Below are 14,165 nucleotides of genomic sequence, written 5' to 3'. Positions count from 1 at the left end.
GCAATGGCGATCATTGCTGTCGAGATGGCCCCACACAGAATCGCACTGCTCAAAAATTCCGCCGCGAGGACTAAATCTGCGGCGGCCTGCGCCGATAACCGAAAAAACCATTACAGGACAGAGGCGTCTTGAACGCGCACCCTGTCTTCTCTTTTGCTGCCTCTGTTTTGCGAGCATATTGCATGAATTCTGAGTATCACCGGCACGCGACCTTGCCTGCCAGGGCTAATATGGAAGCGCACACCGTTCGGGTGACGCGACGCAGTTTGCGCACCTTGACGTCGCTGCTGTTTGGCGTGCTGCTGCTTTCAGTCGTGATGGTGCTGGTGATAGCCCACCGACAAAACAGCGACTCGATCCAGCAGGATGTCAACCTGATGCGCCAGGCCTGGCAGCAGCAGCAGCAAAATATGATTATTGATGTGCGTGATTACGCGAACTGGGGCGAAGGCTGGAAAAATTTGCACCTGACGGTGAATAAAGTCTGGGCGTGGGACGAGGAGAACTTAGGGCCGGGTCTGTACAAGGAGTATCACTACGACGGCGTGTTTGTGATCGATGGTGCAGGCAAAACGCGCTATGCGGTGGTGGATGGCAAATTGTCAGAGGCTTCGCTGGAGAGTTGGTTAGGCGGGCAAAGCGCATTGTTACTGGCCGCCGCACGTCACCAGGCTGAGGAGGGCATCACGCGCAATGCGATGATTAATCAGCAGCCGGCATTGGTGGTGGCTGCGCCGATCACCCCAGGAAAGGTGCCCAATCTCCCCACTATCCCTGGCCCGCCTTCGGTGATGGTTTTCGTGAAAATCATGACACCGGAAAAAATGCAGGCACTTGGCAAGTCGCTTAACGTGATTGCCCCACGTATTGCCAATGGCTTAAATGATGCGTTGTATGAACCGCGGCTGGTTGAGCCGGTGATCCAGGGGGAACCGCTGGTGTTGCGCTGGCAGGCCAAAAATCCCGGTTTTGGCGTGATCTGGCTGATGATGCCGCTTTTGCTGTTTACGGCGTTGGCGGTTGCGCTGGTGACACGCCGGGTGGTGCGCCATGCACTGCATAATGCGGTCATTTCAGATCGTCGCTTTGAAATGCTGGCCATCAGCCAGCGTGAGCTGGCCAACAGTGAAGAGCGTTTTCGCGATCTGGCAGAAGCGGCCTCGGACTGGATTTGGGAAGTCGACGATCAGGGCCGTCTTTGCTATCTCTCCTCGCGCTTTGCGGCAGTCACCGGTCACGATATCAAAAGCTGGATTGGACGCCCGCTGGATCAGCTTCTAAGCCATCCCAGCCATTCGCTGGTGGCCTGGCTGCTGCGTCAGGGCGATGAAGTGCAGCATGTGCCGCTGCGCTGCCAATTTATGGCCGCCAATGGTGAGCGTCGTATCGGTGAACTGATGGCGAAGACCATTCGCCGCAACGGCTTGCGTACCGGCTTTCGCGGTGCAGTGTCTGATATCACCCATGAAGTGGATGCGGAAGCACGCATCCAGTTCCTGTCACGCCACGATCTGCTCACTGGCCTCGCCAACCGCATGCAACTGCAGGAATTTCTGACCACGCATCTGGAACACGCCACGCAAGCGACACCGCTGTTTGTCATCAGCTTCGATCTGGATCAGTTCAAACCGATCAACGATTCGTGGGGCCACGCGGTGGGCGATGTGGTGCTGAATGAGATCTCTCAGCGGCTGAAAAATCTGATTGGTCCTGATGAGCTGGCGGCACGGTTGGGCGGGGATGAGTTTATTCTGCTGCTGCGCGAAAGCTCGCGTGCCGGTCTGGAGTATCGTTGCCGAGCGCTGCAACGCGCCGTCCATCAGCCCATTATCACCGGCTCGCACCAACTGAGCCTGACCGCCAGCATGGGTATTGTCAGCGCACCGCAGGATGCCAGCCAACCGGAAGCCTTGCTGCGACTGGCGGACATTGCACTCGGTCAGGCACGCACGGCTGGACGCGATCGCTGGGTGTGGTACTCCAACGATATGGCCAACCATATTCAATCGAAACGCGATATGGTGCAGGCGATTGAAGAGGCGCTGCGCAACAACACGTTTTCACTGCACTATCAGCCGCGTTACCAGCTGCAAAGTGGACAGCTGGCTGGCGCGGAAGCGCTGATTCGCTGGCAAGTGGCTGAGGAACAATGGATTACCCCTGACCGCTTTATTCCGCTGGCGGAAGAGAATGGGCTGATCGCTGCCATCAGTGACTGGGTACTCATGCGCGCCTGCCATGATGCCAGCGATTGGGGCGACCAGCGCTACGTATCCGTGAACATCTCTCCGGTGGAATTCCGTAACAGCGATCTGGTGGATCGTGTCGCACACGCGCTGGCGGTTAGCGGTTTACCGGCCACACGGCTGGAACTGGAGATCACTGAAAACGTGACCTTCGAGCATCCCGATCGTGCGCTGGAAATCATGCAGGGGTTGCGTGCGCTGGGTGTGCGGCTGACGGTGGATGATTTTGGTACCGGCTATGCTGCCTTAGGCTATCTCAAAACCTTCCCGTTCAATGGCTTGAAAATCGATCGATCGTGGATGAAAGAGTTCCCGGAATCCAGACAGGCACAATCAGTGGTGGCGGGGATTGTCGGATTGGCGCGGGCATTTGCACTCACCATCACGGCAGAAGGGATTGAAACCGAAGCGCAGCTCAATGAGCTTAAGGCGCTTTCTTGTGAAGAGGGGCAGGGCTATTTTCTCGGCAAGCCAATGCCACTTGCGGCGTTTAAAGTGCGCTTGCAGAATGAAAAAGAAGCCGCTCAATAAGTGCGGCTTCTCGGTTATGGCGGCGGTTTAGCCGCCCATCTCATCAGGGCTTAACGCACCCGCACCGCAACCACGGTCATCAGGATGGCAAAGCCGATAAAAATGGCAAGTTCCATCATCGTCTCCTCAGATAATTCTTAGTTAATTATAGTGACTGAGTGCGTAATTTTTAGACTGGGCGTGCGATTAATCCTGGAAATTGAGAGGAAGATCGCGCGTTAGAGCACAATTATTCGACTCATCCTCTGTCATTGTTTTCACAATAAGGGCTTGCTTTGTTACTCTCGGGAACGGTTCGTTTACTATCCAGGAGGAGAAACTTGTGACCCATTATGGAAAAGCGTTACTGGCTACGGCCTTTTTTGCCTTAACCGCCTGTCAGTCCGCCAGCAAACCGGACAGCACCGCTGCCGTCAGCCACGATCCCGAAACCGATCAGTGTGGCGCATCGCAATATCAGAATTATATCGGCCAGCCACCGAGTAGCCTTGATACCCAACGCTTTGCGATGCCAGTGCGCGCCATTCCGTGGAACGGTGCCGTCACCATGGACTTCAATCTGCGCCGCCTGAACTTTACCGCCGACCAAAGCGGTAAAATTTCGCGGGTTTATTGCGGGTAAATTCAAACGGACATCGCATTGTCATCGGGCTGTCATGGCGCCGGGCGAGAATAGCTGCGCATTACGGAGATTTCCTCGTCACTCTCGAATATGCAATGCTCGTCTTGTTTCTTCCCGCCTCGGCGGGAATTTTTTTATCTATTAATCCGTACTGGATTAATTGAGGAGCGACGATGAGACACACCGGTAAAATCCTGCTAATCACCCTGTTATTAAGCCCACTGGCGCACGCCTCGAGCGAAGCCGCCTGGCAGCAAAACACGCAAAGCCGGCAGCAAGCTTGTCTGAAAGCCAGCGGCCTGAAAGGAGTGAAGGTGGTGGGGAAACCGATTCAGTATGACGATAGCGTCGGTTACGATGCGGTACTGCTGGAAGGGCGTTATCCACAGAAGCACATGAAAAACCAGCTCGGGCATGAGCTGTGTATGTATCAACGTGCGAGCGGTAAGGCTGTGGTCAGCGAAGCCGATCATCTGCGTGTCGTGAAGTAAAACGCGATGAGGCGCGCCTGCAAACGGCGCGCCTGCAAGCCGCTGAACGCTGCAGATGTTTTTAGAGCCCGCCTGCAAGCGGCAGGTCTGGAAGCCGTTGAGCGCTGCAGATGTCTTTAAGATCCACCGCAAACGGTGCGTCTGGAAGTCACTGAACGCTGATGTCTTAGGAGGATCCGCCTGCACACAAGGTGATTTGGCAGGCGGCTGAATGACGGCACATTACGGCTTTTGTTGTCTGTCTTCCAGCAGCTGCGCCAGCAAATTACGGTAGCTTTGTAGCTGCTGCTCATCTCCTTCAAATTCCAGTTTCGCAATCACCCGCGCAATGATCGCTTTGCTGGTCGCGGGCTGACCATCATCCATCAATTCGCGCATGATCGCTGCCAGCAGATCGCTCTCGTGCGGCGCATGCCAGGCAGGACTGTTGAAGTAGTCGGTAATCGCCCGACTGGCGCTGTTAGGATGTGTTCTCATGGCTGACCTCCGCAGAGACAACGATGCCCACCGCCGTTTATTGGCAGCATTGGGAAATATGGGTTAAGCATGGGAACTGTCCAGATCGGGCAGCGCCTCGCCAGCGATGGCCGGTGATTTTTTAAACATAGATGCGGCGTCGAATATTGTCAGTAATGAATAGACATATTTTTTCACGTTTGCTCTCTGTCGCGATGCGCTTATCTTGCTGAGTTGTTTGTTTCAGCACATAAAGACACTACAAATCGTGCCCCTTACACTATTTGCTGTGAGCAGAATCACGCACGGCAGCGGAAAACTGCGTTTTTAACCCGATGCCATGTTTTGCCGTCCAGCGATGTTATGAGGTTGTTAGACTGAACCCTCATTTCATTTTTTCTGATGTACACGCCCATGCTACGCTCCATCGAGTCCTGGAAGGTCAATCTGATATCGGTCTGGTTTGGCTGCTTTTTCACTGGATTAGCCATCAGCCAGATTATTCCCTTCCTGCCGCTTTACGTTGAGGAACTCGGTATCCATGGCGCCAATGCACTGAGCGTCTGGTCGGGTCTCACCTTCAGTATCACCTTCATCGTCTCTGCTGCGGTGGCGCCGCTGTGGGGCAGTCTGGCTGACCGTAAAGGGCGCAAGCTGATGCTGTTACGCGCATCCTTTGGTATGGGCGCGGTGATTCTGCTGCAGGCTTTTGTGACCGAAGCATGGCAACTGCTGCTGCTGCGTGCGCTCATGGGCCTGACATCCGGTTATATTCCTAATGCGATGGCGCTGGTGGCCGCTCAGGTTCCGCGTGAGCGCAGCGGCTGGGCATTGAGCTGTGTCTCCACCGGGCAAATTGGCGGCGTGATTCTGGGGCCGATGATCGGCGGGCTGCTGGCTGACTGGCTGGGACTGCGCATGGTGTTTATTGTCACAGCGGTGCTGTTGATGGTGAGCTTCCTTGTCACGTTGTTCCTGATCAAAGAGACCGGCTACACGCCAGTGAGCAAGCAGGACAAAATGAGCGGACGTGACGTGTTCCGCAGCCTCGACAATCCTCGTCTGATGATGTGTCTGTTCGTCACCACCATGGTGATCCAGATGTGTAATGGCTCGGTAAACCCGATCCTGACGCTGTTCGTGCGCGAGCTGGCACCCGATGCGCAGAATCTGGCCTTCCTCAGTGGTGTGATTGCTGCACTGCCGGGCGTTTCGGCGCTGATCTCCGCCCCTCGTTTGGGTAAGCTGGGCGATCGCATCGGCACGCAGCGCATTCTGATGGGCACCATGCTGTTTTCTCTGGTGTTGCTGATGGCGATGTCATTCGTTACCAGCGCCACCCAGTTAGGCGTGCTGCGTTTCCTGCTGGGCTTTGCCGATGGCGCGATGATGCCCGCAGTACAAACGCTGCTGGTACGCCACTCGCGCGATAATGTCACCGGACGCATCTTTGGCTACAACCAATCCTTTATGTATCTCGGGAACGTGGCCGGCCCGCTATTGGGTGCGGCGGTGTCTGCTGCGACCGGCTATCGCTGGGTCTTCTTCGCGACCGCCGTGGTGGTGCTGTTGAATGTCCTGCTTCTGCGCCGCTTCTATCGCCGCCCGAAAACCGAGCTGACTCCTCCGCTGAGCCAACAAGGTGAGGCCGCGAAGAATACTACTGGCGCAGCGTCATCGCGTAGTGCCACTGCTGCTGAGAAAGCAAAAACTCCGGGCTGACGCTGGGGCTCCATGAGTCGTCACCGCCCACGCCCATATGGAAGCCATCAAGGTGCAGCCAACAGCCTTCCTCTTCCCGCAACAGATGGCGATGCGAAGTATCCCGCAACTGCTCCAGGCTGTAGCGGCTGAGCGAGAAAGCAAAATCGCCGCTCGCCTGCCAGCTGCCGGTATCAAGCTGGCGCGTGCCGCAGCGCAATCCGTTCTCACCCGGGAACACATAGGCGGTACTCAGCGCAGCCAGCGGCTGCTGCCAGTGCGAAAACTGCGCCGCCAGTTGACGATCCGGATAGTTTTCGTGCGGACCCAGGCCGAGCCAGCACACGTTCTGCGGTGCGTTCCTCAACTGACAACGTAACCCGATGCGCGCGGGAGCAGGCAAGCCCGGCGCCTGTTGCACCTCGACACTGATGCTCAACTCACCGTTGCCACCGATCTGATAACGCTTGTGGCTGGTAAAGATCACCTGCCCATTGGCCTGCCACTGATGCCAGGTATCAATCAGCACGCTGTGTTTCAGACTATCGACCTGCATATCCAGCAGCACCGCTTCCAGCTGGTTATAGCCCGCGTGTTTCCAGCGCTCTACCCAGGCATTGGGATCGACATTGGCGGCTTCACTGGTGCCGATATCGTTATCAATCGGCGCGCGTACGAAGCACTCCTGCAATGACGTCAGCATCGTCTCTTCATCGTTAACAAACCACTGCACCAATTCCCCACTGCGGCGCGAGAAGTGCCAACGCTGTTGCGGCAATTGCACAGCAACCAGATCGTGATTGGCAATCAGTTCTGGCGCGGTTGGCGTGGCATCAATCACCCGTGGCATTAACGCAGCGGGCAGCGGCCATTGATCCCAGGCCACGCAGGCATCGGCTTCCGACCATGCGGTGGCCGCGATCTGATGCACCGCCAGATTCAGCCATGCATTTCCCTGTAAATGTTCAGCCGCAGGGATATCAATCACCTGGCTGCCCTGCGCGGCAAGATGCAGCGGCAGTTCGCCCCGCGCGAGTGATACGCCATCCTGTTCGATCGACCAGCGCAGCACTTCATTATCGCTGCTGCGGAACAGATACTCGCTGGAGAGGGTGAAACGCCAGGCGTTATTGGCATCGCGCTGGAACTGGAAGAACTGCTGTGCACGCTGTGCTTCAAACAGAGCAGGATGCGGCGTGCGATCGGCAAACACCAGGCCGTTCATGCAAAACTGGCGGTCGTTAGGCGTATCACCAAAATCGCCGCCGTAGGCTTGCCATGGCTGGCCATGCCCGTCATAACGCGTCAGGCTTTGATCGACCCAATCCCAGACAAAGCCGCCCTGCAGGCGCGGGAACTGGCGGAAAGCCTGCCAGTATTTGGCGAAGCCTCCGAAGCTATTGCCCATGGCATGCGCATACTCGCACAAGATTAACGGACGCGTTTCACCCGGCAGGCCAATCCATTTTTTCAGCGACCATTTCGGCACGGCTGGGAAGGGCTGATCCTGATCGACGCGCGCATACATCGGGCAGACAATATCGGTGGCGGCGGTATTGGCACCTCCGCCTTCGTATTGCACCGGACGCGTCGGGTCGCTGCTTTTCACCCACTGGTAGAGTGCATCGTGCGTACTGCCGTGGCCGGACTCATTGCCGAGTGACCAGATGATGATGCAGGCGTGGTTGCGATCGCGCTGTACCATGCGCGTCACACGTTCGCTGTAAGCGGCGAACCAGCGTGGATCGGCCGATAAACGGTTCATTGGCTGCATGCCGTGGGTTTCAATATTGGCCTCATCGACGACATATAAGCCATATTCATCGCACAGGCGATACCACAGCGGATGGTTGGGATAATGCGCACAGCGAACGGCGTTGAAGTTGTGACGCTTCATCAATTCAATATCGCGCCGCATGCTGGCTTCATCCACCACCTGGCCATTTTCCGGATGGTGTTCATGACGATTCACACCGCGAATCAGCAACGCTTTACCGTTAACGCACAGCTGGCCGTTTTCAATGCTGACGCGCCGGAAGCCCACATCGTAAGCTTCCGCTTCAATCACCTGACCGTTGTCATCCAGCAGTGTCACCACGGCACGATAAAGGTGGGGCGTTTCCGCGCTCCACAGCAGCGGATTTTTTATCGGCAACACCAGCAACGCGCGCTCTGGGTAATGTCCACGCTCGTCAATGACTGCACTGCCCGGTGCTTGTTCTTCGCTGCCGATGCAGGTTTCGTCTTGCCACAGGCTCACGCGCAGACGGCACTGATTAAGCGGCCGTTCACCGGCGTTAATTTTGACACTCACTCGCAGATCGCCACGGATATATTCCGGGCTCAGCGCCGTTTCGATTTGCACGTCGGCCAGTTGGGTGGATGGCTTATGGAGCAGGGTGACGTCGCGGAAAATCCCGCTCATGCGCCACATATCCTGATCTTCTAAATAGCTGCCATCGCTCCAGCGCAACACCATCACTGCCAGTCGGTTCTGGCCTCGCTGCAATGACTGACTCAGATCAAACTCGGCCGGCAGGCGGCTGTCCTGGGAATAGCCTATCCACTGCCCGTTGCACCACAAGAAGAAGGCGGAGTTGACACCATCAAACATAATGCGCGTTTGCCCTTGCGTCAGCCAGCTGTCATTAACGTTGAATGTGAGCGAGTAACATCCAGTGGGATTCTCTTTAGGTACCCAAGGTGGATTGACGGGGATGGGATACTGCACGTTGGTGTAGATTGGCGCATCGAAGCCATGCAGTTGCCAGTTAGCGGGTACGGGAAGTGCGTGCGCGCCGGGCAGATCCTGCAGTAACCAACTTTGTGGCACCGCTTCGGGTTGAGGGAAATAGCTGAAAGTCCACTGACCGTTTAATAACTGACGCGAAGGCGAGGGGGCGTCATCACGTGCACTGACTTCATCGCGCCAGCTGGAAAACGGCGGATGAGCATCCAGACGATTCAGGCTGGTGATCACCGGATTTTCCCAGTCGCGACGCGCCAGGATATCACTGAGAGAAAGGGTGGGCAGGGTCATGCTAAGATCTCATTGATTGTAATGCGCTCACATTGCGTCATTTCGCGCGGCGTGTAAAGTGATCGACCGCCCGTAATGGTTGAAATTTTCGTCAATATGATGATGCCTCTGTGGTTTTTTCGCGGGCGTAGTGCCAGTAATTTGTTAAGCATGGTGAGCAGAGATGAATAGCGCCGGGTTGCAGAGAATTCTGTATTGTCGCGCCCGTTGCCGCCTCATACACTCAGCCCGATTTCACCATTCTGAGGTAATTATGGTCCGTATTATTAAACTCGCTGCCGTTGTGGCATTGGTGACCGCGTTGAGCGGTTGTATCTTCCCACCGCCGGGTGGCGGAGGCGGTTGGGGTGGTCCTGGCGGCGGTGGCGGTCCAGGTCGTGGCTTTATGGGACCCCATTAATTAGCGCCAGACGGTAATGCATGACGACGCGCGAAACGTTTCGAAAAAGCCCTATCTATGAAGTGAAACGTTTCGCCGTTACATATTGAAATTCCGTTTCTTTTTTAACGCTGCGCTTATTCTAAATTTTGGGCAAACTGCCACAAACCCCTGTTGTTTTCGCTCCCTCAATGCTAACGTCTGTTTTCCATCTCTTATTGAGCCCGTCGCATGAAAAACCTGATTGCGGAACTCCTGCTAAAACTGGCTGAGAAAGAAGAAGAGTCCAAAGAATTAGTGGTCCAGGTTGAGGCATTAGAAATTGTGCTGACGGCCATGCTGCGTAAGCTGGAACCTGAACAATTCAACGAGATTGCGGCCGGTATCGCCACCGCGATGCCTCCACTTGCCCCTGCGGCAGAAACCCCTGATACCACTCTGCTGCGTAACTACGTTGAAAAGCTGCTGAATCATCCCCGCGTGTAAGCGTCACGTCACGCTGAAGAACCGATTTTGCTGTTAGCGTGCTCGCAGCAAGCACTGGGCGAGAGAATATATTTTTTTCTGCATTGCTTATTTCCTGCCATGATTAAGAGGCAATAATTCTATGGAGATTCCGGCAATGAAATCGTGTCTTTTGGCAATGATAGCAGCAGGCCTGCTGTTGGCGGGCAGTGCGGGGGCAGCAGAGAAAACCGCCCAACAAAATAAAATGACCATGTGTAACCAACACGCTTCCTCGCAGGATTTAAAAGGGGACGCGCGTAAATCCTTCATGAGCGACTGTCTAAAAAAAGACAGCAAGATGGGCAGCATGACGCCGCAGCAAATGAAGATGAAAACCTGTAATACTGACGCGGCTGATAAAAAACTCAGCGGCGATGCGCGTAAGACTTTTATGAGTTCCTGCCTGAAAAAAGCCTAATCGAATTACCCCTGATTTAAGGGTTCATACTTGGTATGAGCCCTTTTTATTGCACCTCTTTTTCTGTTCAGAAGAAAAAGTAATAGCCGGATCGTCATCACATTTTAAGTGCGGCAAAGGTGGCAGGATTTATTAATCCTAAATAAGGACTAATTAAAAAATAACCTATTCTTCCCCTCGAGGCCGGTTCCTTCGTCGGGCAGCTTTGACCTGTGGAGACTCTTATGAATGTGCTTGATTATGCGGTAATGGCGCTCTATGCGTTGATGATAGTGGCCATTACGCTCTGGGCGATGCGTAAAGTAGGCAGCACGCGTGATTTCTTCGCGGCAGGTGGAAAAATGCCCTGGTGGCTATCCGGCGTCTCGCATCATATGTCCGGCTACAGTGCGGCCGTGTTCGTGGCCTATGCCGCAGTGGCTTACAACATGGGCATCACCCTCTATTTCTGGTGGGCGTTTCCCATCTCGATTGCGGTATTAATCGGATCGCGCCTCTTTGCGCCACGCTGGGCCCGGCTGCGGATTCATATGAATATCGAATCGCCGATGGAGTACCTCGCTACGCGCTATAACCTGCCAACGCAGATGGTGCTGGCGTGGAGTGGGGTGCTGCTGAAAACCTTCGACGTCGGCGCTAAATGGGCCGCCATCGCCGTGATCATCAATGTCTTTACTGGATTAGATCCGTTGATAGGCATTTGCATCTCCGGTGCGCTGAGCCTGTTCTATACGGTGATGGGCGGTTTATGGGCCGATGCCTGTAATGACTTCGGCCAGTTTGTGGTGCAGTTTGTCGCCGCGGTTGTCATGGTGGTGGCTGTGGCGATGCATCTTGGTGGTTTCGGCGAGCTGTTTACCATCTGGCAGCACTTGCCCGCGACGCACACCGACATCGTTCAGGAGCCTTACACACTCGGCTTTATTCTGGCCTACTTTGTGATTTACACCCTGAGCTACAACGGTGGTACCTGGAATCTGGCACAGCGCTTTATCGCCGCACCGGCGGGCCGCGATGCACGTAAAGCCGCGTTGCTCTCGGCTGCACTCTACCTGATCTGGCCACTGATTCTGTTCTGGCCGATGTGGGCTGCACCGCTGTTGTTTCCTCATCTCAGCGATCCCTCACGTTCTTACTCTGTGATGGCCATGGAATTGCTGCCGAATGGGTTAATCGGATTAGTGCTGGTGGCGATGTTCACTCACACGCTATCGATGACCTCATCAGATGCCAATGCCATCACGGCAGTGGTCACGCGTGACATTCTTCCCGGCATGCTGCCGCGACGTTTTCAGCGTGGTAAAAGCTCGCTGTTAGTGGCGCGTTTGACGGCTTTTCTCTTCATCATCACCACGTTGATTATCGCCATGAATGCCAGCCGTTTCGGCGGTGTGCTGTCTCTGCTGATTATCTGGTTCGGCGGATTGGTGGGGCCCATTTCGATTCCGATGCTTTTAGGCTTACTGCCCGCATTTCGCCGTAGCGGCAGTGCCGCCGCGCTGGTGAGCTGGGCGGTAGGCGTGGGCACCTTTTTCTGCGTGAAGTTTATCTTCACCGATGTCAGCACCGCCACTCAGGTGGCCGCACCCGTCATGTCATCACTGGTGCTGTTTGTGGTGATGGGATGGCTGCGTCGTGCGCCGGTCCGTCCGGAAGTTGACGCGCTGCTCACAGCACTCAATCAGGATCAGAATATGACTGCCAGTTCGCGCTGGCCCCAGAGTCACAACGCTTCTCAGGAGGGATAGGAATGACGCTTTTACAACAGGGAAAGCGCGACCGCTTATGGGTCAAACGCTTCGCTCATCGTGATGCATTAGGCGCCGCAGCGGCACAGGATTGCATCGCGCATCTGCAACAATTACTGCAACAGCAGGCGGTGGTGCGGATGGTTTTTGCTGCCGCGCCTTCACAACGTGAGTTTCTCGCTGCACTGGTTGCCGCACCCCATCTCGACTGGCAGCGCATTCACGCGTTTCATATGGATGAATATATTGGGCTGGATGAGGGGGCGCCGCAGCGATTCAGTCATTTTCTGCGTGAGCATCTGTTTGACCAGGTTCAACCCGGCGAAGTGCATCTCATCCCTTCGAGTGGCGATCCGGCGGAAATTTGTCGCGCCTACGCGCGCAGACTGGAGGCGGCGGCGATCGATGTGGTCTGTCTGGGCATTGGTGAAAATGGCCATCTGGCCTTTAACGATCCGCCGGTGGCGGATTTCAGCGATCCGCTTAGCGTCAAGACAGTGCAACTGGATCTCGCCTGCCGTCAGCAGCAGGTCAACGACGGCTGTTTCACCACACTCGAGCAGGTGCCGACGCACGCGGTGACCCTGACGATTCCCGCATTGATGCGTGGTACCCGGCTTTTCTGCATGGTGCCGGGCGCGACCAAACGCGCTGCGGTGCAGGCCACACTTCAGGATGCAATTTCCACGGCTTGCCCGGCAACGCAATTGCGCCAGCATCCCAATTGCACATTGTATATCGACGCCGATGCCTGCGCGGAGGTGCACTTTGACTGAAACCCTGTTACGCGGTCGCGATTATCGCACGCTGGAGCCGATAGAACTCTATCTGCGTGAAGGCACGTTGGCAGAGGTGCGATCGCTGTCAGAGCCCGACAACGATCTGATTCTGGCGCCGGGTCTGGTGGATCTGCAAGTGAATGGCTATCAGGGGGTAGATTTTAATCACTTTCCTTTTAGCGAACAGGATGTGCTGCATGCCACGCGCGCCTTGTGGCAGCAAGGCGTCACCAGCTTTATGCCAACGGTGATCACCGCACAAGCAGATGAGATCACGCAAGCGCTACAGCGATTGGCTAGCGCCAGTGAGCACTATTCTGACGTTGCGCTGGCTGTACCAGGATTTCATCTGGAAGGGCCGTTTTTGTCACCGGAAGATGGGCCGCGTGGTGCGCATCCACGCGAGGCGATCTCTGCGCCGGATATCGCCTTGTTTGATTGCTGGCAACGAGCCGCTCAGCAGGGCATTCGTTTACTGACGCTCTCGCCGGAATGGCCGCAAAGCCGCGATCTCATTCGGCATTGCGTGGCACAGCAGGTGCGGGTCGCCATAGGACACACTTCAGCCTCTGCCGCGCAGATTCATGATGCGGTGCTGGCAGGCGCCTCGCTCTCTACCCATCTGGGCAATGGCGCGCACCTGCAACTGCCGCGCCATCCCAATTACATCTGGCAGCAGCTTGCAGAAGATGCGCTGGCGGCCACGCTGATTGCCGATGGTGACCATTTACCCGCCGAGGTGTTGAAAGTCTTTTTACGGGCGAAAGGCGAGCAGGCTTTACTGGTCAGTGATGTGACCTGTTTCGCCGGGCAGCCGCCGGGCATCTACGATTCGGCAATAGGCGGACGTGTACAACTGAGTGCAGAAGGGCGGCTAAGCATGGCGGATGCGCCACAATTGCTGGCCGGGTCGGCGCGTGGTCTGCTGGATGGCGTCAATTTTCTGCTGCGGCAAAAATTAGCCTCTTTGCAGCAGGCGATTGAGATGGCATCGATTCGCCCGGCACGGCAGTTAGCTTTGCCACAGCAGCATGGGTTGGCAATCGGCGCACCAGCGGATCTGCTGGTACTGAAGCCTCAGCCAGATAACAGCGTGGCGTTAGTGGCGTGCATCAAACAGGGCAAAAAGGTGTGGCAAGCCGCTTCAGCCTGAAGCGCAATTTTATTTTCCTCGCTAACGGCGTGATAAGTCATGGCTTATTCGCCGCTACGCTTTGTTTTTCCAGCGAAATCCTCCTGCTTTGCCA

Annotated in this window: 12 protein-coding genes; 10 read left to right on the top strand and 2 right to left on the bottom strand. The window is 55.7% G+C overall.

The window, feature by feature from the left end:
* Positions 1–182 precede the first annotated feature (182 nt).
* The 3 genes from LH22_RS17420 (at position 183) to LH22_RS17410 (ending at position 3,890) form a co-directional block, all read left to right on the top strand.
* A complete protein-coding gene (locus tag LH22_RS17420; protein ID WP_052059448.1) occupies positions 183–2,777 on the top strand; it encodes a bifunctional diguanylate cyclase/phosphodiesterase in 2,595 nt (864 codons plus the stop codon).
* A 322-nt stretch (positions 2,778–3,099) separates the two neighbouring features.
* A complete protein-coding gene (locus LH22_RS17415; protein WP_038648706.1) occupies positions 3,100–3,399 on the top strand; it encodes an I78 family peptidase inhibitor in 300 nt (99 codons plus the stop codon).
* 173 nt (positions 3,400–3,572) lie between these two features.
* Positions 3,573–3,890: a hypothetical protein gene (locus LH22_RS17410; RefSeq protein ID WP_038648704.1), complete on the top strand. Its 318-nt coding sequence runs from the start codon at positions 3,573–3,575 to the stop codon at positions 3,888–3,890.
* A 222-nt stretch (positions 3,891–4,112) separates the two neighbouring features.
* Here LH22_RS17410 and LH22_RS17405 read toward each other — a convergent pair whose 3' ends face one another.
* Positions 4,113–4,367: a biofilm development regulator YmgB/AriR family protein gene (locus tag LH22_RS17405; protein ID WP_038648702.1), complete on the bottom strand. Its 255-nt coding sequence runs from the start codon at positions 4,365–4,367 to the stop codon at positions 4,113–4,115.
* 393 nt (positions 4,368–4,760) lie between these two features.
* Here LH22_RS17405 and LH22_RS17400 point away from each other — a divergent pair, with 393 nt between their 5' ends.
* Positions 4,761–6,068, top strand: a complete 1,308-nt coding sequence (locus LH22_RS17400) for a multidrug efflux MFS transporter (protein WP_038648699.1) — start codon at positions 4,761–4,763, stop codon at positions 6,066–6,068.
* Here LH22_RS17400 and LH22_RS17395 read toward each other — a convergent pair.
* Positions 6,007–9,087, bottom strand: coding sequence for a beta-galactosidase (locus LH22_RS17395; protein ID WP_038648697.1), 3,081 nt, complete (start codon positions 9,085–9,087; stop codon positions 6,007–6,009). The genes LH22_RS17400 and LH22_RS17395 overlap by 62 nt on opposite strands.
* Before the next feature lie 253 nt (positions 9,088–9,340).
* Here LH22_RS17395 and LH22_RS20760 point away from each other — a divergent pair, with 253 nt between their 5' ends.
* From LH22_RS20760 to LH22_RS17370, 6 genes are all read left to right on the top strand, one after another.
* Positions 9,341–9,487 carry a hypothetical protein gene (locus tag LH22_RS20760; RefSeq protein ID WP_166933682.1) on the top strand — a complete coding sequence of 49 codons (147 nt, stop codon included), beginning with the start codon at positions 9,341–9,343 and terminating at the stop codon, positions 9,485–9,487.
* Between the two features lie 210 nt (positions 9,488–9,697).
* Positions 9,698–9,952, top strand: a complete 255-nt coding sequence (iraP, locus tag LH22_RS17390; RefSeq protein ID WP_038648694.1) for an anti-adapter protein IraP — start codon at positions 9,698–9,700, stop codon at positions 9,950–9,952.
* 136 nt (positions 9,953–10,088) lie between these two features.
* Positions 10,089–10,391 carry a PsiF family protein gene (locus tag LH22_RS17385; RefSeq protein WP_038650257.1) on the top strand — a complete coding sequence of 101 codons (303 nt, stop codon included), beginning with the start codon at positions 10,089–10,091 and terminating at the stop codon, positions 10,389–10,391.
* 224 nt (positions 10,392–10,615) lie between these two features.
* Complete coding sequence (locus tag LH22_RS17380) at positions 10,616–12,139, top strand: sodium:solute symporter family transporter (RefSeq protein WP_038648681.1); 1,524 nt, start codon at positions 10,616–10,618, stop codon at positions 12,137–12,139.
* Positions 12,140–12,141: 2 nt separating this feature from the next.
* The gene (locus LH22_RS17375) at positions 12,142–12,915 is read left to right on the top strand and encodes a glucosamine-6-phosphate deaminase (protein WP_038648679.1); all 774 of its coding nucleotides are present in this window, start codon (positions 12,142–12,144) and stop codon (positions 12,913–12,915) included.
* Entirely contained in the window at positions 12,908–14,071 is a 1,164-nt protein-coding gene (locus LH22_RS17370) for an N-acetylglucosamine-6-phosphate deacetylase (RefSeq protein WP_052059446.1), read from the top strand. The genes LH22_RS17375 and LH22_RS17370 overlap by 8 nt, the downstream gene beginning before the upstream one ends.
* Positions 14,072–14,165: the final 94 nt, after the last annotated feature.

The organism is Pantoea rwandensis, from assembly GCF_000759475.1.
GTDB classification, from domain to species: Bacteria; Pseudomonadota; Gammaproteobacteria; order Enterobacterales; family Enterobacteriaceae; genus Pantoea; species Pantoea rwandensis_B.
The sequence above is the reverse complement of the archived record's forward strand: the minus strand, read 5'-3'. Positions and strand labels throughout refer to the sequence as shown.